This is a genomic window from Anaerosoma tenue, from assembly GCF_023161965.1.
Classification (GTDB): Bacteria; Actinomycetota; Coriobacteriia; order Anaerosomatales; family Anaerosomataceae; genus Anaerosoma; species Anaerosoma tenue.
In genome coordinates this window covers 151,802-171,707 of the sequence record NZ_JALNTY010000003.1, presented here as the reverse complement: position 1 = coordinate 171,707, position 19,906 = coordinate 151,802, and the positions used below count along the sequence as shown (strand labels likewise).

22 protein-coding genes and 1 pseudogene are annotated in these 19,906 nt (G+C 67.9%); 21 read left to right on the top strand and 2 right to left on the bottom strand.

What is annotated here, in order from left to right:
• Positions 1-47: 47 nt before the first annotated feature.
• From MSB02_RS08465 to lipA, 3 genes are read left to right on the top strand one after another with little or no spacing between them, the layout of a single operon-like run.
• Positions 48-428, top strand: coding sequence for a molybdenum cofactor biosynthesis protein MoaE (locus tag MSB02_RS08465; protein ID WP_267194801.1), 381 nt, complete (start codon positions 48-50; stop codon positions 426-428).
• A 36-nt stretch (positions 429-464) separates the two neighbouring features.
• The gene (gene lpdA / locus MSB02_RS08460) at positions 465-1,856 is read left to right on the top strand and encodes a dihydrolipoyl dehydrogenase (RefSeq protein WP_323748522.1); all 1,392 of its coding nucleotides are present in this window, start codon (positions 465-467) and stop codon (positions 1,854-1,856) included.
• Positions 1,856-2,728, top strand: coding sequence for a lipoyl synthase (gene lipA, locus MSB02_RS08455; protein ID WP_267194800.1), 873 nt, complete (start codon positions 1,856-1,858; stop codon positions 2,726-2,728). Before lpdA ends, lipA begins: the two co-directional genes overlap by 1 nt.
• A gap of 10 nt (positions 2,729-2,738) precedes the next feature.
• Here lipA and MSB02_RS08450 read toward each other — a convergent pair whose 3' ends face one another.
• On the bottom strand, positions 2,739-3,782 hold the full coding sequence (locus MSB02_RS08450) for a GGDEF domain-containing protein (RefSeq protein ID WP_267194799.1): 1,044 nt from the start codon (positions 3,780-3,782) through the stop codon (positions 2,739-2,741).
• Between the two features lie 99 nt (positions 3,783-3,881).
• Between MSB02_RS08450 and MSB02_RS08445 the strand changes: the two genes are divergently transcribed.
• The 13 genes and pseudogenes from MSB02_RS08445 to MSB02_RS08390 all read left to right on the top strand — a co-directional run bounded on the left by MSB02_RS08445 (position 3,882) and on the right by MSB02_RS08390 (position 14,894).
• Positions 3,882-4,580, top strand: coding sequence for a UPF0280 family protein (locus tag MSB02_RS08445; protein ID WP_267194798.1), 699 nt, complete (start codon positions 3,882-3,884; stop codon positions 4,578-4,580).
• Between the two features lie 41 nt (positions 4,581-4,621).
• Positions 4,622-4,915: a DUF2469 family protein gene (locus MSB02_RS08440; protein ID WP_267194797.1), complete on the top strand. Its 294-nt coding sequence runs from the start codon at positions 4,622-4,624 to the stop codon at positions 4,913-4,915.
• Between the two features lie 6 nt (positions 4,916-4,921).
• Positions 4,922-7,051, top strand: a complete 2,130-nt coding sequence (ligA, locus tag MSB02_RS08435) for an NAD-dependent DNA ligase LigA (protein ID WP_267194796.1) — start codon at positions 4,922-4,924, stop codon at positions 7,049-7,051.
• A gap of 40 nt (positions 7,052-7,091) precedes the next feature.
• Positions 7,092-7,259, top strand: a pseudogene (locus MSB02_RS10610) (4Fe-4S binding protein); the annotation flags it as partial.
• Positions 7,260-7,430: 171 nt separating this feature from the next.
• Positions 7,431-8,168 (top strand): CPBP family intramembrane glutamic endopeptidase, encoded by a 738-nt coding sequence (locus tag MSB02_RS08430; RefSeq protein WP_267194795.1) that lies wholly within the window; start codon positions 7,431-7,433, stop codon positions 8,166-8,168.
• A gap of 25 nt (positions 8,169-8,193) precedes the next feature.
• The gene (locus MSB02_RS08425) at positions 8,194-8,499 is read left to right on the top strand and encodes a hypothetical protein (RefSeq protein WP_267194794.1); all 306 of its coding nucleotides are present in this window, start codon (positions 8,194-8,196) and stop codon (positions 8,497-8,499) included.
• Positions 8,500-8,581: 82 nt separating this feature from the next.
• Complete coding sequence (locus MSB02_RS08420; RefSeq protein ID WP_267194793.1) at positions 8,582-8,809, top strand: hypothetical protein; 228 nt, start codon at positions 8,582-8,584, stop codon at positions 8,807-8,809.
• A 163-nt stretch (positions 8,810-8,972) separates the two neighbouring features.
• Positions 8,973-9,275 (top strand): Asp-tRNA(Asn)/Glu-tRNA(Gln) amidotransferase subunit GatC, encoded by a 303-nt coding sequence (gatC, locus tag MSB02_RS08415; protein ID WP_267194792.1) that lies wholly within the window; start codon positions 8,973-8,975, stop codon positions 9,273-9,275.
• Positions 9,272-10,756, top strand: a complete 1,485-nt coding sequence (gatA, locus tag MSB02_RS08410) for an Asp-tRNA(Asn)/Glu-tRNA(Gln) amidotransferase subunit GatA (RefSeq protein WP_267194791.1) — start codon at positions 9,272-9,274, stop codon at positions 10,754-10,756. The genes gatC and gatA overlap by 4 nt, the downstream gene beginning before the upstream one ends.
• Positions 10,757-10,882: 126 nt before the next feature.
• A complete protein-coding gene (locus MSB02_RS08405; protein ID WP_267194790.1) occupies positions 10,883-11,317 on the top strand; it encodes an NHL repeat-containing protein in 435 nt (144 codons plus the stop codon).
• Between the two features lie 18 nt (positions 11,318-11,335).
• Complete coding sequence (locus MSB02_RS08400; protein WP_267194789.1) at positions 11,336-12,805, top strand: cell wall-binding repeat-containing protein; 1,470 nt, start codon at positions 11,336-11,338, stop codon at positions 12,803-12,805.
• A gap of 141 nt (positions 12,806-12,946) precedes the next feature.
• Positions 12,947-14,512 carry an Asp-tRNA(Asn)/Glu-tRNA(Gln) amidotransferase subunit GatB gene (gene gatB, locus MSB02_RS08395; protein ID WP_267194788.1) on the top strand — a complete coding sequence of 522 codons (1,566 nt, stop codon included), beginning with the start codon at positions 12,947-12,949 and terminating at the stop codon, positions 14,510-14,512.
• A gap of 97 nt (positions 14,513-14,609) precedes the next feature.
• Positions 14,610-14,894 (top strand): hypothetical protein, encoded by a 285-nt coding sequence (locus tag MSB02_RS08390; protein WP_267194787.1) that lies wholly within the window; start codon positions 14,610-14,612, stop codon positions 14,892-14,894.
• Positions 14,895-15,281: 387 nt separating this feature from the next.
• On the opposite strand, the gene MSB02_RS08385 is transcribed toward MSB02_RS08390, so the two are convergent.
• Positions 15,282-15,617 (bottom strand): hypothetical protein, encoded by a 336-nt coding sequence (locus MSB02_RS08385; protein WP_267194786.1) that lies wholly within the window; start codon positions 15,615-15,617, stop codon positions 15,282-15,284.
• Positions 15,618-15,750: 133 nt separating this feature from the next.
• Here MSB02_RS08385 and MSB02_RS08380 point away from each other — a divergent pair, with 133 nt between their 5' ends.
• The 5 genes from MSB02_RS08380 (at position 15,751) to MSB02_RS08360 (ending at position 19,899) form a co-directional block, all read left to right on the top strand.
• The gene (locus MSB02_RS08380; RefSeq protein ID WP_267194785.1) at positions 15,751-17,022 is read left to right on the top strand and encodes an MFS transporter; all 1,272 of its coding nucleotides are present in this window, start codon (positions 15,751-15,753) and stop codon (positions 17,020-17,022) included.
• Entirely contained in the window at positions 17,019-17,867 is an 849-nt protein-coding gene (locus MSB02_RS08375; RefSeq protein WP_267194784.1) for a GNAT family N-acetyltransferase, read from the top strand. Before MSB02_RS08380 ends, MSB02_RS08375 begins: the two co-directional genes overlap by 4 nt.
• Before the next feature lie 78 nt (positions 17,868-17,945).
• On the top strand, positions 17,946-18,833 hold the full coding sequence (locus MSB02_RS08370) for an NAD(P)-dependent oxidoreductase (RefSeq protein ID WP_267194783.1): 888 nt from the start codon (positions 17,946-17,948) through the stop codon (positions 18,831-18,833).
• 68 nt (positions 18,834-18,901) lie between these two features.
• On the top strand, positions 18,902-19,612 hold the full coding sequence (locus MSB02_RS08365) for an AIM24 family protein (RefSeq protein WP_267194782.1): 711 nt from the start codon (positions 18,902-18,904) through the stop codon (positions 19,610-19,612).
• A gap of 35 nt (positions 19,613-19,647) precedes the next feature.
• A complete protein-coding gene (locus MSB02_RS08360; protein WP_267194781.1) occupies positions 19,648-19,899 on the top strand; it encodes a TIGR04076 family protein in 252 nt (83 codons plus the stop codon).
• The last annotated feature ends 7 nt before the right edge of the window (positions 19,900-19,906 follow it).

The window sequence follows — 19,906 nt, the reverse complement described above, 5'->3', positions numbered from 1 at the left end:
GTGCTATCATGCCGGATACGTTCCCGCGACGAGAGAGGCGACCCACGATGAACGGATCTGCAGGTCCGAGCCTTGATGTCTGGCTGGCCGAGGCCAAGCGCGAGGCCAGCGCGGCCGACGTGGGGATGTATCTGTGTCACAACGGCGTCGTCCGCTCCTACTCGCGCGACGGTCGGCCGGTGATCTCCATGGACCTCTCGGTCGATCGCGAGCGGCTCGAGGAGCTCGTGTCGACAGCCCGGATGATGGAAGGCGTGTCGATCGTGCGCGTCTGGATCAACGAGGGCCATCTCGAGGTAGGTGACGACATCATGTACGTGATGGTGGGCGGTGACATCCGGCCCAACGTCATCGAGGCGCTCACCGCGCTGGTAGGGATGATCAAGTCCGAGGTGGTCACGGAGAAGGAGCAGCGGCCGGAGGCGTAGTCTCCAGCGACCGCAGTTCCAGACACGGGAGGCGTCATGCATATCGTCGTGCTCGGTGGAGGTCCCGGGGGCTATGGGGCGGCGTTCGAGGCGGCACGGCTGGGGGCCGATGTCACGCTGATCGAACGCGAGCGTCTCGGCGGCACCTGTCTCAACTGGGGCTGTATCCCCACCAAGACGATCCTGCGCTCGGCCCATATCGTCGCGGACACGCGCGATGCCGCCGAGTTCGGCCTTGATTCCGCGGTAGCCAGCGTCGATGTCCCTGCGCTGCGCTCGCGTAAGGAGCGCGTGGTCGACGAGCTGGTGGGACAGGTCGAATCGAGCGCGAAGCGGCTGAAGGTCAAGGTCGTCACCGGTGAGGGCCGGCTTGCCGGCCCCAAGGCGGTGGAGGTGACCGCCCCTGACGGGGCGACCGAGACGATCGCCGGCGACGCGCTGATCCTCGCCACCGGCTCGACCGTCTTCAGGCTTCCCGACATCGATCACGACCTCGAGGGCGTGTGGACCAGCGACGACGCGGTCTCGCTCTCGGAGATACCCAAGGACATCGTCATCATCGGTGGCGGCGTCATCGGACTCGAGTTCGCGTGCGCGTACGCGGCGTTCGGCAGCGTGGTCACGGTGGTCGAGTTGATGGAGCAGGTCCTGCCGGGTAACGACAAGCGCGTGGTGCGCCAGACCCAGGCCGCGCTCGAGGCGCTGGGGGTGGAGTTCCATCTTGGAGATGCCGTCTCCTTGGTGGAGCGGCACGACGGCCGGATGCGGAGCACGCTGCGCAGCGGGGCGGCGATCGAGAGCGACGTGGTGATGAGCGCGGTGGGCCGCATGCCCAACGCCGCCGGATTCGGTTACGAAGAGGCGGGCATCGAGTTCGACCGCCGCGCTGTGGCCGTGGACGAGCATCTCCGCACGAACATCCCCGGCGTGTACGCCGTCGGCGACGTCATCGGCGGCATGATGCTCGCGCACGTGGCCGAGGAGGAGGGCGTCATCGCGGCGCGGAACGCCGTGGCCGAGTCCGAGCACGGAGCCGGAGCCGGGCTTGAGAGCGTCCGTTACGACTGCATACCGGCATGCGTGTACACGTTCCCCGAGGTCGCCACCGTGGGATCGTCACGTGACTCGGCGAAGGAGCGCGGCATCGACGCGGTCCAGGCCATCGCCAAGTTCGCGGCGAACGGAAAGGCGCTCGGCGAAGGGGAGAGCGACGGGTTCGTGCAACTGGTCGCGGAGAAGGGCAGCGGCCGCATAGCGGGCTGCCAGATCGTGGGTCCCCACGCGGTCGAGACGATCCATGAGGTCGCCGTGGCGATGCGCCATGACCTCACCGTCCGCCAACTCGCCGAGACGGTTCACGCTCACCCCACCGTCTCCGAGGTCATCCGTATGGCGTGCGCTGACGCCGCCGGGAAGTGCGGCTGCTAGTGGCCTACGAGCACGGCTCTTCGGCCCGGCGTCTGCCGGCATGGCTCCGCCGTCCCATCGCGCACGGTGGCGAATACGTCGCCGTGGAGGGCCTGCTCGAGGAGCTGCATCTCTCAACGGTATGCCGCGAGGCGAAGTGCCCCAACCGCGGGGAGTGCTACGCGAGCGGCACCGCCACCTTCCTGATCGCCGGTGACGTGTGCACGCGCGGCTGCACGTTCTGCGCGGTGGAGTCGCGTTCCCCGCTGCCCCTTGATAAGGGCGAGCCCGCCCGCGTTGCCGAGGCCGTGGCGCGCATGGGCCTGCGTCACGCGGTGATCACCATGGTCACCAGGGACGATCTGGACGATGGGGCGGCTGCCCATGTGGTGGCCACGATCGAGGCGGTACGCGCGGCATCTCCCGCGACGGCGGTCGAGGTGCTCGTGAGCGACTTCGCGGGTGAGGAGCGTGCGATTGACGCCGTCGTCGATGCGCGTCCCGACGTCTTCAACCACAACGTGGAGACCGTGCCGCGGCTGTACCCGTCGGTGCGTCCTGGCGCGGACTACGGGAGGAGCCTGGGCGTTCTGGCCCGGGCGCATTCGCGCGCCTCGGACATGCCGGTCAAATCGGGGATGATGCTCGGCCTCGGGGAGACCCACGACGAGGTCGTGGACGTGATGCGCGACCTGCGGGAGGCCGGATGCGATCTCCTGACGCTCGGCCAGTATCTGCGTCCGAGCGCCCGGCACCTGCCAGTGGCCGCGTTCGTGGAGCCTGACGAATTCACCGCCCTGGCGCGTGAGGCCCGCCGCCTGGGATTCGCGGGTGTGGCGAGCGCGCCGTTCGTGCGCTCGAGTTATCACGCGGCCGAGCTCGCGGAGATGTGACGGCTGTCGTTCAGACCCGTTCGACGGTGAGCGGATCGGCCGCCCGGTCGCGGCCGGCGCTCTTGGCGCTGTAGAGTGCCTGGTCGGCCGCCGCGAGCAGGCTCTCTACACGGTACGGCGGGCTGCCGGCGACGTCGTGCGCCACCGCGCTGCCGATGCTCACCGTGAGCGGGATGGCAGAGCCATCATCGGCGCTGACGCTCACCTGCCGGATCGCCTCGACGATACGGTTCGCAAGATCCACGCATTCGCTGACGCCGGTCTCCGGGGCGATCACGGCGAACTCGTCGCCGCCGTATCGGACGACGAGGTCGGACGCCCGTGTGACATGGCGCATGGCCTGGGCGATCGACGCGAGCGCGCGGTCGCCGACGGCGTGGCCGTGCGTGTCGTTGATGTCCTTGAAGCGGTCGATGTCGATGAGGAGCACCGCGAGAGGGTGCCCGTACCGGGCCGACCATGCGGTCCACTGTGGCAGGTGCGTGTAGAGCGCTCTGCGGTTGTAGAGTCCCGTCAGCGCGTCGTGGGTGGCGTAGACGGACAGCCGCCGGTTGTCCCTCCAGGAGCGCGACAACGAGGATGCCAGGAGCGCGGCAAGGGAGTCGTCGGGGTAGCGCGCGGCGATCTCGTTCACGAGCCGCTGGATGTGCGCCTGGTAGGCCGCGTGGCGATGCTCCGACTGTGCGGGTTCGGTCAACTCGATGAGTTCGCTGAAGACCGGGTCGATCATGAAGAACTCCACACGCGCGGCGAGTGCGAGCATCCTCTCCACGTCGAGCTCGCCGATCGAGCCGAGGTCGATACGTGAGAGTTCGTCGTGCACGTCGGTCAGGCGCTCCGCGAGTCCGGTGGTGTCGTTCACGAGGTCGGGGAGGAGCCCGTGCTCCCATGCCTCGAGCAGCCCTTCCCACCATCCGGTGTGCTGGGCTTCGTCCGCGGCAAGGCGTGAGAAGGTAGTGGCGAGCCCGGGCTCCGGGCACTGCTCGGCAAGTGCCGCGTAGAGCCGCTCGGCGAACCGGTCCATCTTCACGCACACGTCCAGGATCTCTCGCATGTCAGGAGCCCTTCGTCGACACCTCTTCTGTCCAGTGTATCCCCGCAGGACTGATACCATGAACCCATGCGATGGGAGCCAAGGACATACCGCCTGGACATGGACGCCGCCGGCCTCGTCTCGTTCACCTGCGCGCAGGGCGAGACGGACCTTCATGTGAGCGCCCGCACCGACCTGCGCGGTGAGACGGAGACGCTCGTAGCGGGGCTCCGGGCCGACCTCGAGGGCCATATCTCGGCTCACCCCCGTTGGGCCGAGAGTTACGTGCCGGTCGACGCCGGGGAGGGGGCGCCTGAGATAGTCCGAGCGATGTCAGCCGCCGCGCGGGAAGCCGGGACCGGTCCGATGGCAGCGGTCGCGGGCGCGATCGCTGAGCGGGTCGCCCGGGGTCTGCAGACGCGTTCGCGTGAGGTGATCGTGGAGAACGGTGGCGATCTGTACCTCTGCGGGGAGATGCCGAGGCGTGTCCTCGTGGTGGCGGGCGGCTCCCCGCTCTCGGGCAGGGTCGCCGTCCATCTCGATGCCGCCGACCTCCCGGTGGCCGTATGCACATCATCGGGGAAAGTAGGGCATAGTGTGAGCCTCGGCACTGCGCACGCGGTGACGGTGCTTGCCGATGACGGCGCGCTGGCGGACGCGGTGGCCACGGCCGCCGGGAACGTGGTGCACGGCGCCGACGATGTGGAGCGCGCGCTCGACCGGGCGATGAGCGTGAGAGGCGTGCGGGGAGCAGTGGTGATCGCGGGCGACCGCGTGGGCTTCCGCGGCCGTGTGAACGTGGGGCCCGCTGACCGCTGAGCAGGACCGGCCGTGGTCTTACACGACTAAGGGGTGGACAGATGGACAGCATCGACGAGCTGGATATGTTCGAGGCCGACCGGCGGCTTGCCCTGTACAACGAGTACCGAGATGCCGCTCGTGTCTTCACCTACTACATCGAGACGGAGCTCCGCGCATACCTCGCCAACGGTGTGGATGTGGAGCCCGTGAACGGTCCGGGCGGGCTGTACTTCAAGGTCACGCTCACGGACGTGTGGATCTACGAAGCGGAGCGGATGAACCGTTTCGTTCCCGAGGCCGTCATCTACTCGGTGAACGACGTGCACGTGCAGACGCTCAAGGGCGAGGAGTAGTCGCAGATGACGGCCAGCGACCTGCCGGTCCCGGACTCTCCTGAACAGGCGGCTCAGCGCGCGGAGAGGCTTCGCGAGGAGATCCGGCGTCACGCGTGGCGCTACTATGCGCTCGACGCTCCCGAGATATCCGATGCCGCATACGACGGCCTGGTACGTGAGCTCGAGGCGATCGAAGACGCGTATCCGCAGCTCGTCACCCCCGACTCACCCACGCAGCGCGTAGGGGCGCCGCCGCTGGAGGCGTTCGCGCCCGTGGAGCATGCCGAGCGGATGTACTCGCTGGACAACGCCATGGACCTGGACGAGCTCGACGCGTGGCTCGAGCGTGTGGGCCGCGAGACAGGGGGCACGGACGTCGCCTTCATGTGCGAGCTGAAGATCGACGGCAGCTCGCTCGCACTCACGTACGAGGACGGGGCCCTCCTCCGCGCGGCGACACGAGGCGACGGCACCACCGGCGAGGACGTCACGGCGAACGTCCGCACGATCAAGGATGTGCCCCTGCGCCTTGTTCCTCGGCAGGCAGCCGAAGCCGAGGCGGCGACGGGTGGCGTGACCTCGGCCATCGACCGCCTTGAGGTGCGGGGCGAGGTCTATATGCCGAAGCGCAGCTTCGAGCGTCTCAACGCCGAGCAGGAGGACGCCGGACTGCAGCCCTATGCCAATCCCCGCAATGCCGCCGCCGGCGCTGTTCGTCAGAAGGACCCGGCCGTCACCGCCTCACGTGATCTCGCCACGTTCATGTACCAGGTGGTCGATCCGCGCCGACTGGGTCTCTCGGGGCAGAGCGAGGCTCTTGAGTGGCTCCGCGACGCAGGCTTCCGGGTCAACCCGGACATCGAGCTGTGCGGATCGGCGGAAGAGGTGCGCGCGTTCTGCCGGGCCGCTGTCGAGCGCAGGGGCGACCTCCCCTACGAGATCGACGGCGTCGTCGTGAAGGTGGACTCCTTCGCCCTGCAGTCTGAGTTGGGGTTCACGAGCAAGGCGCCGCGCTGGGCCATCGCCTTCAAGTTCCCTCCCGAGGAGAAGACTACCGTTCTGCGCGACATCCGTGTACAGGTGGGCCGCACGGGAGCCCTCACACCGGTAGCCGAGTTCGATCCCGTGCTCGTGGCGGGTTCCACCATCGCTCGTGCCACGCTCCACAACGAGGACGAGGTGCGCCGCAAGGGTGTGCGCATCGGGGACACCATCATCGTTCGAAAGGCCGGAGACGTGATTCCCGAGGTCGTGGGCCCCGTGGAGCGCCTTCGCGACGGGACCGAGCGTGTGTGGCGCATGCCTGCCACGTGCCCGAGCTGCGGTCATGAAGTGTGGCGCGAAGAGGGCGAGGTGGTGCCCCGGTGCACCAACGCCGGCTGTCCCGCACAGCGGCTCGAGCGCCTCGGCCATTGGGCGTCGCGGGGTGCGCTCGACATCGACGGCATGGGCACCGAGATCATCTCGCGGCTCGTGGAGCACGGACTGCTGCACGACGTCGCCGACTACTACTCGCTCAGCTTCGAGGACCTTGCGTCTCTCGATCTCGGGAGGGTCAAGAAGGACGGCTCGCCGGTGCTGTTGGGTGAGACGGTCGCGCGGAAGCTGATCGCGAGCATCGAAGCGAGCAAGGACCGGCCTCTGAAGCGGCTCGTCTTCGGCCTCGGGATACGGCACGTGGGCACGACGGTGGCCGAGGCGCTTGCCGGTGCGTTCGGGACGCTCGATGCACTGCTCGGCGCGTCGGAGGATGACCTCGCGGCGGTGGATCAGGTGGGTCCGGCGATCGCCGGGTCGGTGCGCGCGTTCGCGGACAACCCCGCCAACATGGATATCGTGGAGCGGTTGAAGGCGGCCGGCGTGAGGACGGCGGATGAGGGCACGGGTCCGCGGCGCGAGCAGACGCTTGCGGGAACCACCTGGGTGCTGACCGGCGCACTGGATCGCCTCACGCGGGCTGACGCGACCGCGGCGCTCAAGGAGCTCGGAGCCAAGGTGAGCGGCAGCGTCAGCAAGAAGACGTCCTACGTCGTCGTGGGTGCCGACCCGGGCAGCAAGTACGACGATGCGCTTCGCCTCGGTGTGCGGGTGCTATCAGAAGACGAGTTGATGGAGACGCTGGAAGACGGCGCGATACCGGGGGACGCCACGTGATGTCGCCTCTCGCCCGACGATGTGACCGGGTGCGGGCGTCGTGAAGCAGAGGCCACCGCTCTCGCTCAACCCACGCGCGTGCGACCGTTGCGGCGCGTGTCTCGCCGTCTGCCCGCATGACGCTCTCCGGGTGGGCAGGACGTACCTGCAGGTCGACTGGAAGCGGTGCGACGGGTGCGGCGCCTGCGCGAAGGCATGCCCTCGTCGCGCGATCGTGTCGAGGCCGGAACAGCGGACCGCCGGTGCGGGCGGGGAGCGGTCGCGCCCGGAGCCCGCGCCGCGCAAGAGAAGCGGCGCGACAGCAACGGCATCAGGCACGCCGCGCGCGAGGAGCGCCCAGGCCCGGAAGGAGACGGCCGCGCGGAAAGAGGCGGCCGCCGTGAAGCGAACTTCCAGGGGCGGGTCGCGCGGCGGTTTCCAGTGGACGCTTCTCGAGGCGGCGGCGATGCTATCGGTCACCTTCTCGATGTTCATGGTGAAGGAGGCGCTGTCGAGCATCGGGTGGGTCGAGACGCTCGGGCCGGGCGCCCGATTGCCGTTGCGGGTGTCGGTCCTTGCGCTCTACTACGCCGCGCAGATCGGGGTGATCGTCTGGCTTGTGCGACGAAGGGGAGGGGACGTTCTGGCCGCGCTCGGCCTCCGGCATGAGTCGCGGACGTTCCGCGGTGTGGCCGTCTCGGTCGGCCTGGTGATCGGCGGTCTCGCCCTCACGCGTTCGGTGGCCTCGGCGTACGCCTACGTCACACGTGAGATCGGGCTGCTCCCGCGCTCGGGCACCGACATGCTGACGCTCTTCGGCAACGACGAGGTGGGCCTCGTCCTGGCGATCCTCATGGTGGTGCTCGTGGGTCCCGTGGTGGAAGAGGCGGTGTTCCGGGGCGCGCTGCAGGAGGGCATCGCGGCGCGAGCGGGCATGTGGCCCGGGATCGTCCTTCAGGCGGCGCTGTTCGCGGCTTTCCACCGCAGTTGGTGGCTGCTGTTCCCGATGTTCGTGCTCGGTGTGGTCTTGGGGTGGCTGGCCGAGCGGACCGACAGCCTGTGGCCGCCGATCGCGCTCCATGCGCTCTACAACGCTATCACCGTGGCTGCCGTGTTCCTGGTGTCGGGCGCCGCCTGACGGGGATATAGCTTATGGAGTGTCCTTGCTCTCCAGGGGGGTGGCCGTCATGACGGAGTGCGAGCATCTCGTCACGTGCGCGTTCTTCCACGACCGACTGGCGAAGATGCCCTCGATGTCGCTCATGCTCAGACAGCGGTACTGCGAGGGCGAGTGGGCCGACAACACGCGGTGTGCCCGGCGGATCGTGGCCGTGAAGGTGGGTCTCGGCGATGTGCCGGACGACCTGTACCCGGCGGAGGTCTACCGGGTGAAAGGCATCACCGGCGTGCCGGCGAGCACGATCGTGCGTGGAGGGCCGGGTGCTGGAAGAGGTGAAGACGACCTCTGATTTTGCTTGGGGTAATCGGGGTATTCCCGTATACTAAGGGTCAGCCGGAATGTCTGAGCCGAGACCGACAGGGGGGACCCCGATGGCCGACTGCGAATGCCTGCCCAAGTGCCCGTTCTTTCATGACCAGATGAGCAACATGCCCTCGACAGCCGAGCTGGTGAAGAAGCAGTACTGCTCGGGACCGAACGCCGACAACATGAAGTGCGCGCGGCACATGGTCTTCGTGGTGCTGGGCCGCGACGGCGTACCGTCGGACCTGTACCCGTCGGAAGCGGGGCGTGCCGACAGGATCCTCGCGGGGCGGTAACACATCGATCTCACTGCGTCGTGGTGCGCTTGCAGTGCCGAACGCCCGGGTGGTCCCGATACGGACCGCCGGGCGTTCTTCCATGTGGCTGGCTCGGGTATGATGGGACGCGTTCATCACCGCAGCCCGTGCGGTTGCGTACCACCTACAGGAGGCTCCCCGTATGGCGATCACCGAGTCGGATGTCTGTCACGTAGCGATGCTTGCCCGTCTGGCGCTGACGAACGAGCAGGTGGATACGCTGACGGCCGAGCTCGATTCGCTGCTGGGCCATATCGACGAGTTGCGGAGACTGGACCTCGAGGGGGTCGAGCCGACCGCGCATCCGCTTGCGATGACCAACAGGACGCGCGCTGACGTGGTGCGGCCGGGCCTTTCGCGCGAGGACGCGCTCAGGAACGCGCCGGAGACTGACGGTACCGCCTTCGTGGTGCCCGCGATCACGGGCGGGGAGGATGCTTCATGAGCACCCTCGACCTCTCGGCTCTCAGTGCGCGGCAGGTCCGTGATGGGATCGTCGCTGGCGATCACTCCGCACGCGAGGTGGTGGACGCCGCGTACGCACGCGTCGAGGCGCTGGATGACCGCGTGCACGCGTTCCTGCAGCTCACGCCGGAGCTGGCGTACGAGGCGGCCGAGCGTGTCGACGCCGCCCGCGCCGCCGGGAATCCGCTCCCGCCGCTCGCTGGTGTGCCCGCGGGCCTCAAAGACAACATGAACCTGCTCGGTACGCGTACGACCTGCGGGAGCCGCATGCTCGAGACCTACGAGAGCGTGTACGATTGCACGGCCGTCAGGCGCCTGCTCGACGCGGGCGCGCTTCCCATTGGGAAGTGCAACATGGACGAGTTCGCGTTCGGCTCGTCGACCGAGAACTCGGCGTTCGGGCCCACACGCAACCCATGGGACCTGGATCGCGTGCCCGGGGGCTCCTCGGGCGGGAGCGCCGCGTGCGTGGCGGCAGGGATGACCAGCATCTCTCTCGGCAGCGACACGGGCGGCTCGATCAGGCAGCCCGGCGCGCTCACCGGGACCGTTGCCCTGAAGCCCACGTACGGACGCGTCAGCCGCTACGGCATCGTGGCGTTCGGCTCTTCGCTCGACCAGATCGGACCGTTCGGCACGTCGGTGGAGGACGTGGCACTGGCGCTCGAGGCGATCGCCGGCGAAGACCCCATGGACGCCACGTCGTCACCGGAGCCGGTCGTTCCGTACGGGTCTCTCCTCGAGGGGGGCGTTGCCGGACTCCGCGTGGGTCTCGTCACCGACATGCTCGAGATGGACGGCTGCGGCCGGGAGATACGTGCGAGCGTCGCGGCCGCCGCGGAGACCTTCGCTTCGCTCGGCGCCGAGGTGGGAGAGGTGGATCTGCCGAGTGCGAAGCACGGGCTGTCCGCATACTACGTGATCGGGCCGGCAGAGGCCTCATCCAACCTCGCTCGCTTCGACGGCATCCGGTACGGTCTGCGCGTTCCCGATGCGGAGGACGTGACGGACCTCTACGCGCGTTCACGCGCCGAAGGGTTCGGTCCGGAGACCATCCGCAGGATCATGCTCGGCACGTATGCGTTGTCGGCGGGCTACTACGATGCCTACTACGGGCAGGCGCAGAAGGCCCGGACACGGATCATCGAGGACTTCCGCTCGGCGTTCGAGCGCTTCGACGTGCTTCTCACCCCCACCACGCCTGAGGTGGCGTTCACCTTCGGCGAGAAGTCTGATCCGTTCACGATGTACCTCAACGATGTGTACACGATACCGGTGAACCTTGCCGGGAACTGCGCGATCAGTGTGCCAAGCGGAGTCTGTCCGGGGACAGGACTGCCGATCGGGCTGCAGATCATCGGCGACCACTTCGCCGAGACGACGATCCTGCGTGCGGCTGCGGCGTTCGAGGCGGCCACGGGCTTCGATCCGGTTCCGCCAACGGTGCGCGCGCTGGCCTGATGCGACGCCGGGAAACCGGACGTTCGACGTAGCGCTCCAGTGCCTGGAGCATGTGCGATGCGGGTACATCACCCATAGGGGTTGGGTGCACCCGCGTGCGCGGGCGCCTGGGCATGGGGGTGCGTCATGAAGCGATCGCTTCGCCTTCTGGCACTGTCGTTCCTTTCCACCACGGTCATGTTCGCGGTGATGCCTGCCCCCGGGGCCGTCGCGGTGCCGGTTACGGGTGTGACCTGGGAACGGAACTGGGGTAGCGAGGGCGCGCTCGACGGGCAGTTCAGCGGTCCGCTGGACGTCGAGGTGGACAAGTGGGGCCACGTCTACGTGACCGGTGTGTCGGATCCCGCGGACCGGCGAGTGCAGGTCTTCGATCCCGACGGCGCGTTCCTTGGCAAGACGTCGGTGGGATGGGCGGGGCAGCCGCTCTCATCGCCGAGGTCGCTCGCGTGCGACCGCTGGGGGAACGTGTACGTGGGGCAGATGGGCAACGGGGGGCTGGTCAACCGTTATCAGGCGCTGCTTGCGAATCCGAGTCCGCCGTTCGACGAGGCGGCGAGTTGAACGACCATCGACGCCCCCGTGGGTCTCGGGGCTTCGCTTGACGGTCATGTGTATCTTACGGACACGCTGCTCGGCAACCTCCAGATCTGGAACACGTACGGAGACGGGTGCGGGACATGGCTTCCCGAGGGCACCCCCACCACCGGTATCGACGTCTCGGAGGACGGGCTGATCCACACCACCACCGGGACGATGGGCGGCCTGACCGAGTCGGTGGTCGTCTACGATGGGGATCCGCTCGTGCCGGTGCTCAGCTGGGGTGGCCACGGCATCGCGTACGGTGACTTCCTGACGCCTGCGAGCGTGGCGGTCGACCCCGTCGGCCGGTCGTTCGTGGTGGAGACCGACGGGCACCGCGTCCAGGTGTTCGATGCCGCAGGAGGGACGGAGCGGGTCTTCGCCTCCTTCGGCTCCGGTGACGTGCAGGTCTCGCATCCGCGTGGCATCGCCCTCGGTCCCGACCGGACGGTCTACATCGCCGACACGGCGAACCACCGCATCTCCAAGTGGAGCGTTGCGGTGGCTACCGAGGAGACCGAGGTGGCGGGAGCGGATCGCTTCCTGACGGCGGTGGAGGCCTCACGGATGGCGTATCCGGTGGATGGAAGTGTCGACATCGTGGTCTTGGCCACCGCGTTCAACTGGCCCGACGCCCTCGGGGGCACCGCATTGGCCGGCACGGTCCAGGGCCCGCTGCTGCTCACGCCTCCGGACGCGTTGCCTTCGGCGGTTGCAGCCGAGATCACGCGGCTCGCCCCGAAGCGGGTCTACGTCCTCGGCGGTACCGCGGCGGTGAGCGATGACGTGCTGAAGGCCGCCAAGGCGCTCACCTCCATGGACATCGCCACGCGGCTCGACGGCGCCGACCGCTACGAGACCGCCATCGAGATCGCGGCCGAGGTGAAGGCGATGCGCGGCTCTCTCTACGACGGGACCGCGTTCGTGTGCACGGGCGCCGACTTCCCCGACGCCTTGTCGGCCGCACCGATAGCGGCGGCGAACGGCTGGCCGATCTACCTCACGCCCACGGACGCCCTTCCGGGTGATGTGGCTGACGCCATGATCCGTAACGACTGGGGCGGCAATCCGTCGAACCACGGCTACATCATCGGAGGCACGGCGGTCGTGAGCACGGGGGTGGCCGACACGCTCGACGCATCGCCGTTCATGGGCTTCATGCGCATCTGGGGTCCCAACCGCTATGCGACGTCCGCGGAGGTCGCAACGGTGGGCTTCGATGGTCTCGGCATGCTGATGTCGCGCCCGGCGCTCACGACAGGCGAGGACTTCCCCGACGCGCTCGCCGGCGGGGTGCTGCAGGGCAACGACTGCTGCCCGGTGCTTCTCACGCGCGGCACCAGCCTCAGTCCGGATGCGGGCGCGGTGCTCTCGGAGCACAAGGACATGATCTACGAGATCAGATACCTGGGCGGAGCGCAGGTTCTCACCGGACCGGTCCGTGCTTCGGCGCGCGCTCTCCTCTGGTGACGCCGATTCTCTCAGCGCTCGGACGCGGCAGGTCGGTCCTTGGTGGCCGGCCTGCCGCGTCGTATGGGCCAGACGTCGGTCCGCTCAGGTAGAATCGGAGCCGTACGCCGCACATCTCGCACCCATGAGGGGAGTCCCGTCTTGCCGAAAGACCGTCTGCTCGACGTGCTCGAACGCTACGAGGCCGTCATCGGTCTCGAGATCCATACCGAGATCACCGCCGCGGACACGAAGATGTTCTGCGGATGCCCGGTCGCTTTCGGCGGCGAGCCCAATACGCGGGTGTGCCCGGTGTGCCTCGGCATGCCCGGCGCACTGCCGGTGCCCAACGAGGCGGCCATCGAGTGGACGGTTCTGGCCGGGCTCGCCACCGAGTGCGATATCGCGCTCTGGAGCCAGTTCCACCGCAAGCAGTACTTCTATCCCGACATGCCCAAGGATTACCAGATCTCCCAGTACGACCTGCCGTTCTGCTCGGGTGGCGTGATCGATGTCGAGGTCGACGGGCCGGGTGTGGCCGAGCGGCTGGACCTGGGCGGCGGCGTTGCGGCCGACGGTCCGACGCCTGTGGCCGAGGACGGTGGCTATCGCGTGCCGATCGGCATCACGCGGATCCACCTCGAGGAGGACACGGGCAAGATGGTGCACGTGGGCGGCTCGGAAGGCCGCATCGCTGGCGCCACGCACTCGCTTGTGGACTTCAACCGCGCTGGCACGCCGCTCATGGAGCTCGTGAGCGAGCCCGATATCCGCACGCCGGAGGAGGCGCGGCGCTTTGCCCAGAAGCTGCGGAGCATCTGGCTCGCGCTCGGTGTGAGCGACTGCAGCATGGAGGAAGGCTCCATGCGCGTGGACGGCAACGTGTCGATCAGGCCGCGCGGCCGGGCCGAGTTCGGCACCAAGACCGAGATCAAGAACATGAACTCGTTCAAGGCGCTCCACGACGCGCTCGCCTACGAGATCGTGCGTCAGGCGGACCTGCTGGACGCCGGGGAGGCCGTGGTCCAGGAGACGCGCCACTGGGACGCAACCGCGCGCCGCACGAGCGGCCTGCGCAGCAAGGAAGAGGCGCACGACTACCGGTACTTCCCCGAGCCAGACATGGTGCCGTTCAGCTTCGAGCCCCAGTGGATCGCGTCGCTGGCGGCGCGGTTGCCTGAGCTGCCCGACGCGCGCCGCGACCGGTACATGGCCGAGTACGTCCTACCCAAGGCCGACGCGACGATGCTCGCCGCGGATACCGCGACGGGCTGCTACTTCGACGCCGCCGTGGAGATCGCCGGCGCCGACCGCGCCAAGCAGGTGGCCAACTGGATGCTCGGTGACCTGACGGCGCACCTGAATGCCGCGGGGATCGCCATCGGCGAGGCGCGTGTGACGCCAGCGATGCTGGCCGAGCTCATCGGGCTCGTCGAGGACGGGGCCATCAGCGGCAAGCAGGCCAAGCAGGTCTTCGCCGAGGCCGCCGGGACCGGTGACGCGCCTGGCGCGATCGTCGAAGCGCGTGGGATGAAGCAGGTCTCGGATACCGGCGCGATCGAAACGGTCGCCGAGGCGGTGCTTGCGGCGCATCCGGACGAAGTGGCCAGCTATCGCGCGGGCAAGACCGCAGTCATAGGGTTCTTCGTGGGCCAGGTCATGCGCGAGATGCGCGGCCAGGGCAATCCGGCCGTCGTGAACGAGGTCCTCCTGCGCCTCCTCGGCTGAGTACGCTGCGGCGTCCGTGTCATACCCCCCTGCTAGGGTCCTGTCAGGGGCCAGGAGTAGTGCGGCTGGACGGCCGCCGATCCAGGGGAGTGGTGTCATGGACATGTATCAGCACGACGCACGGGGGCGGGATCCGGAGTCGCAGGCGAGAGGAGCGCCTTCTGATCTGCAGCACGCCACGTTCCGCACGCCCGAGCATCTGGACACGTTGCTGGAGGCACATGCCTCCATCGTGTCGGAGATCCGCACAAGGGTGGCGCATCCAGACATCGATGGCACTGAGTTGGTGGCCCTCGCGAAGGCTGTGGCCGCTCTTGACGCCGTGATCGAACTCGTTGCCGAGGGGGTCGAGGGAGAAGCGAACGCCCCGACACGTGTGTAGTGGTCCGTTCGGACCCAGGAGAAGCCGTTCAGCATCCTCTATGTGCCATTCGGGGCTACAGAACGACCGTTCGGCGGCAATCTCTGCAATCGTGCGAAATTCGCTTGCAGCGACCGAGCAGGTGTCGTAGAGTGGGGTCGTCCCGAGAGGTCGAACCGGGCGAACCGCCAAAAGCGGCGTACCAGTAGCTGCCGGCGGGGTGTGTAGGCGGATGGCTTCGCGAAAGCTGGTCAGAGCCTTGCAGGCCCCAACGGTGTGAAACGGGAAGTCGCGGAGTAGTGGGTCTCGCTGGTGAGGTTTCTCGGGACACCTCTATTCTGAGACCAATAGCGCACAGACGAACGCCCGGCCTGCCTGAGACCGGGCGTTCGTCTGTGCCGTACCGCGTCAGTCTCCCAGCACCGCGTCCACTTCGCGCTCGCCCACCGACTTCAGCACCTGCGCTCTCGCAAGTGGATCGAGCGAGGCGAGCTCGTGGTGGATGAGGTCCTCGGCTTCCATGATCCGCTCCGCGCGGACATCGATCACGACATCCGACAGCAGGACGGCGCCCACGGCGAAGATGGCGCCGGGGATCGCCCACGCGAAGAACCCGCGGCGCTTGCTCATAAGCATGACTGCTGCGGCAAGAAGGCCGCCAGCCACGAACCCCGCTGCGAGCCCGGTCTCAACGCGCGACTCCTCCGGAACGGCTTCGCGCCACCGGTCGATGGCTTCCATCATCCGCACCTCCTCGTATCCGTCGTCAGGTCCGTACTCTCTATGTTCCCTCCCGAGCGGCCTTCATCGCCGCCCCCGCGTTCTGTGCGGGGCCGATACGCTACACTTCCCACGACGGCACACGGGCGGGAGGCTGATGGACGCACACGGGCAGGGGTCGGGCTGGACACCCGCACGCAGGAGCGTGGCGGCATGGGTCCTTTACGATCTCGCCAACACGACGTTCGCGCTCGGCGTCGGCAGCAGGTACTTCGGTCTGTGGCTCGTCGAGCACCGCGGCGGCTCCGACTGGATGCTGAGTGCGGCCATCATCCCGGCCATGGTCGCGGTCATCGTGCTGGGTCCGTGGCTCGGCGCCCTCACCGACCACCGGGGTCGGCGCGTCCCCTACCTGGCTGTCTCCACGCTCGTCTGCGTCGCTGCCACGGCGCTCCTGGCCACATGGGGGGTCGTGCCCTCGCTCGTGTTCTACGCGATAGGCACGGTGGGATTCCACCTGGGAGCCCTCGTCTACGACGCGCTGCTTCCCGATGTCAGCACCGAGCGGACGCGAGGACTCGTCTCGGGTATCGGAGTGGCGATCGGCTACATCGGTTCAGCCCTCGCTCTGGGCATCGGCGTCTACCTGCTGCCAAGGGCAGGATACGCCGCCGTGTTCCGGGCGCTTGCTGTGGCGTTCCTCGTGTTCGCGCTACCGGCGTTCGTATGGATCCGTGAGCGTCCGCGGCCCCGGCTTCCGGGGATGCCGCCCGGTCTTGGATCCGTGTTCATTGCGATGGGCGACGCGTGGAAGAGTGCGGCGCAACACAAGGGTGTGGTGAGGTTCCTCATCGGGCGGTTCCTGTACACGGATGCCATCAACACGGTCTTCCTGTTCAACGCGGTGTTCGCGAAGATGGAGCTCGGTTTCACCGACGCACAGACCGACCGCCTCGCGCTCCTGGGCATCACCTGCGCAGGGCTCGGCGCGATGGTGGCGGGGCGGCTCGCCGACCGGTACGGCTCCAAGCGTCTGCTCATGGCCGCGCTCGGGTCGCAACTGGTGGGATTGGCTGCGGCCATCATCGCGGCGGTGAGCGGCGTGCAGGCTGTCGGTTGGCTTGTGGCGGTCGGCGGCGGCGCCGGCATCGGCGGCGCCTGGGCGGCGGACCGCGTGCTCATGACGCAACTGTCGCCTCCGGCGAAACTCGGCGAGTTCTTCGGCCTGTACGCGATCGTCGGCCGCTTCGCAACGGTGCTCGGCCCGTTCATGTGGGCGCTGGTGGCCGACGGGATGGGTCTTGGACGCACGTGGGCGCTCGCGTCGCTCGGGGTGTTCATCGTTGCGGCAGTGTTCGTGCTGCGGCCGGTCGAGCCGCCACGCTCCGACGGGGTCGAGGTGCGACCAGCGCCGGAGGAGGCCGCATGACACAGGATCTGCTGATCGAGTCGGACCTTGTTCGCCGCGTCGAGGCGGTAGGCGTGTCCGATCTTGCGCGATATGTGGACGAGGCACGCGCGAGCGCCATCTACCCTGAGGCCACCACCTTCAGGGTCGGCGGTGGGGGAGCCTTCTGGTACTCCCATGGGAACATCGTGAACTCCGCGTTCGGTCTCGGCATGAGCGGTCCGGTCGAGCAGGAGGAGGTAGCGGCGCTCATCGCCTTCTTCGCCGAGCGTGATGAACAGGCGCGGATCGATGTGTGTCCGTATGCGGATGCCTCCCTGATGCGCTGGCTGGCCACGTATGGCTTCGTTGCGACGGGATTCGAGACCGTACTGCTGCAGCGACTCGGCGATGGGGAGGACGGCATCGACCACTCGTGCGGGCCCGTCGGTCCGGACGGACCGTTGGTGACGGTGCGTCAGGCGATGAGCGCCGGGGACCGGGAGCTCTGGGCGGAGTTGGAGGCGCGCGGGTTCAAGGACGGTGCGGTGACCGATGAGGATATGGCGCTCGCGCGGGCGATCGCCCTGAGGCGCGATGCGATGCATCTCGTCGGCTACGTGGACGGGCAGCCCGCCGGCACCGGGATGCTGGTGATCGGCGATGGTGCAGCGATGCTCAACGGGGACGCCACGCTTCCGGCGTTCCGCAACAAGGGAGTACAGACGGCGTTGCTCCGCACGCGGCTGCAGTTGGCCGTCGAGGCCGGGTGTGACCTTGCGGTGATCGAGGCCTCACCCGGCGGCACGTCGGAGCGCAACCAGCAGCGGGCTGGGTTCCGGGTGGCGTACACGCGGGTGACGATGGAGTTGCCCAAGCACATCTGACGGCGGATCGCGGGCGGCGGTCAAGCCCTGTCGCTCGCTATACTGGTGGAGCACGCACGCGTGAGAAGGGAGACCGTCATGGCCGCTCATCCTACCGTCGCCTTCGTCGGCACCGGGGTCATGGGTGCCGCGATGGCGGACAATCTCATGCAGGCGGGGTATCCGCTCGTGGTCCACAATCGGAGCCGGGCGAAAGCCGAGCCGCTCCTGGCTGCCGGGGCGACGTGGGCCGACTCCGCGGGCGAGGCGGCTTCCAGGGCGGAGATCACCATCACCATCGTTGGATATCCGCACGATGTCGAGCACGTCTATCTGGGCACGGACGGCATCGTGGATCGCGCGGTGCAAGGGGCTCTGCTCGTGGACATGACCACGTCGACTCCGTCGTTGGCCATGCGCATCGCAGGGGCCGCCGCTGCGCGGGGTCTCACCGCGCTGGATGCGCCGGTGTCCGGCGGCGACGTGGGCGCACGCAACGGGACGCTCACGATCATGGCGGGCGGGGAGCGCGCAGGGTTCGAGCGGGCGCTCCCGCTCTTCGAGGTCATGGGTAAGACCTACTCCCATATGGGTGGGCCGGGCGCGGGCCAGCACACCAAGATGGCCAACCAGATCGGGATCGCGGGTACGATGCTCGGCCTGGTGGAGGCGCTGCAGTACGCGAAGGCCGCCGGCCTCGACCTGGAGAAGGCGCACGCGGCACTCTCAGGAGGGGGCGCGAACTCATGGTCGTGGGGTGCGTACGGTCCACGGATCATCGCAGGCGACTTCACCCCGGGCTTCTTCGTGAAGCACTTCGTGAAGGACCTCCGCATCGCCATCGAGGAGGCGCATCGTCTCGAACTTGCTCTGCCCGGTCTGGAGCTTGCCGAGAGGCTGTACACGCGTCTGATGGAACACGATGGAGCCGAACTCGGCACCCAGGCGCTGTGGTTGCTCTACGAGAACAGGGATGTGGGGATATAGCCGCATAGGCGTACGCATCGTGGCGTGCCAGGTGGACATCCACCGGCACACGGGACAGGGGGTCTGTGATGGGCGACAGCGTTGGAGCAGGCGTGGCGGTCCGGCTTGGCGACTTCGTTGCCGCGCACGCACAGCAGGACACCGGCGGCACATGGCAACTCGAGAGCAAGAAGATGCTCGAGATCCACCTCGATAACGGCTCGGTGTTCACGAAGATGGGCGCGATGATCGGGTACTACGGGCAACTCGGTTTCGAGCGCGCCGGTGCGGGCAGCGCGGGCAAGTTCCTGAAGACTATGGCGACGGGCGAGAAGGCTGCGACCACCAAGGTCACCGGTTCGGGCATCTTGTACTGCGCCGACCAGGGCAAGGAGATCACGATCCTGTACCTGGACAACGAGTCGATCTTCGTGAACGGGAGCGACTGCCTGGCGTATTCGGATTCGCTGGCATGGGACATCGTGCTGACGGGCGGAGCGAGCATGATGGCGGGCGGTCTGTTCTCGCTGAAGCTGTCGGGCACCGGCTACGTGGCGATCACAACGCATGGCAGGCCGCTCGTCCTCGGCGTGGCGCCCAACTACCCGCTCTTCACCGACCCGAACGCCACGGTTGCGTGGTCGGAGGGCATGCAGACCTCGGTGAAGACCGACGTGAACCTGAAGACGTTCATCGGCCGAGCGAGCGGTGAGACGTTCCAGATGCGTTTCGACGGCCAAGGCTTCGTGGTGGTGCAGCCGTACGAGGAGGTCGTGGCCGCAAGCGGGGGCGGGTCGTGACCGAGCGGCGGACGGCACCGCCGGAGGGCCGGCGTGTGACGATCGAGATCACGGAGATCCAGGGTACCGGCGCGTGCTCGATCGGACATGCGGTCGGCGACCGATGGGAGGTCGACTCCGCGCTCGTTCCCGCCGGCATATGCGGCTGGGCGTACGCGGCGATGCTGCCGTTCCTGCAGCCGCTCCGCTTTGGTGGAAGCTTCCCCTGGGAGGCCGAGGGCGAGGCGCTCGTGTGCTGCCCCGACCCGGCGAACCCCGTGGTGTTCCGGTTGCGCGTGACGGACTGACGCCGGA

What these genes read in the sequence shown, in the direction of transcription:
- MSB02_RS08465 (WP_267194801.1), top strand. Translation starts at nt 48, where the DNA reads ATGAACGGATCTGCAGGTCCGAGCCTTGATGTCTGGCTGGCCGAGGCC.
- lpdA (WP_323748522.1), top strand. Translation starts at nt 465, where the DNA reads ATGCATATCGTCGTGCTCGGTGGAGGTCCCGGGGGCTATGGGGCGGCG.
- MSB02_RS08450 (WP_267194799.1), bottom strand. Translation starts at nt 3,782, where the DNA reads ATGCGAGAGATCCTGGACGTGTGCGTGAAGATGGACCGGTTCGCCGAG.
- MSB02_RS08445 (WP_267194798.1), top strand. Translation starts at nt 3,882, where the DNA reads ATGGACGCCGCCGGCCTCGTCTCGTTCACCTGCGCGCAGGGCGAGACG.
- MSB02_RS08440 (WP_267194797.1), top strand. Translation starts at nt 4,622, where the DNA reads ATGGACAGCATCGACGAGCTGGATATGTTCGAGGCCGACCGGCGGCTT.
- ligA (WP_267194796.1), top strand. Translation starts at nt 4,922, where the DNA reads ATGACGGCCAGCGACCTGCCGGTCCCGGACTCTCCTGAACAGGCGGCT.
- MSB02_RS08420 (WP_267194793.1), top strand. Translation starts at nt 8,582, where the DNA reads ATGGCCGACTGCGAATGCCTGCCCAAGTGCCCGTTCTTTCATGACCAG.
- gatC (WP_267194792.1), top strand. Translation starts at nt 8,973, where the DNA reads ATGGCGATCACCGAGTCGGATGTCTGTCACGTAGCGATGCTTGCCCGT.
- gatA (WP_267194791.1), top strand. Translation starts at nt 9,272, where the DNA reads ATGAGCACCCTCGACCTCTCGGCTCTCAGTGCGCGGCAGGTCCGTGAT.
- MSB02_RS08405 (WP_267194790.1), top strand. Translation starts at nt 10,883, where the DNA reads ATGAAGCGATCGCTTCGCCTTCTGGCACTGTCGTTCCTTTCCACCACG.
- MSB02_RS08390 (WP_267194787.1), top strand. Translation starts at nt 14,610, where the DNA reads ATGGACATGTATCAGCACGACGCACGGGGGCGGGATCCGGAGTCGCAG.
- MSB02_RS08385 (WP_267194786.1), bottom strand. Translation starts at nt 15,617, where the DNA reads ATGATGGAAGCCATCGACCGGTGGCGCGAAGCCGTTCCGGAGGAGTCG.
- MSB02_RS08380 (WP_267194785.1), top strand. Translation starts at nt 15,751, where the DNA reads ATGGACGCACACGGGCAGGGGTCGGGCTGGACACCCGCACGCAGGAGC.
- MSB02_RS08375 (WP_267194784.1), top strand. Translation starts at nt 17,019, where the DNA reads ATGACACAGGATCTGCTGATCGAGTCGGACCTTGTTCGCCGCGTCGAG.
- MSB02_RS08370 (WP_267194783.1), top strand. Translation starts at nt 17,946, where the DNA reads ATGGCCGCTCATCCTACCGTCGCCTTCGTCGGCACCGGGGTCATGGGT.
- MSB02_RS08365 (WP_267194782.1), top strand. Translation starts at nt 18,902, where the DNA reads ATGGGCGACAGCGTTGGAGCAGGCGTGGCGGTCCGGCTTGGCGACTTC.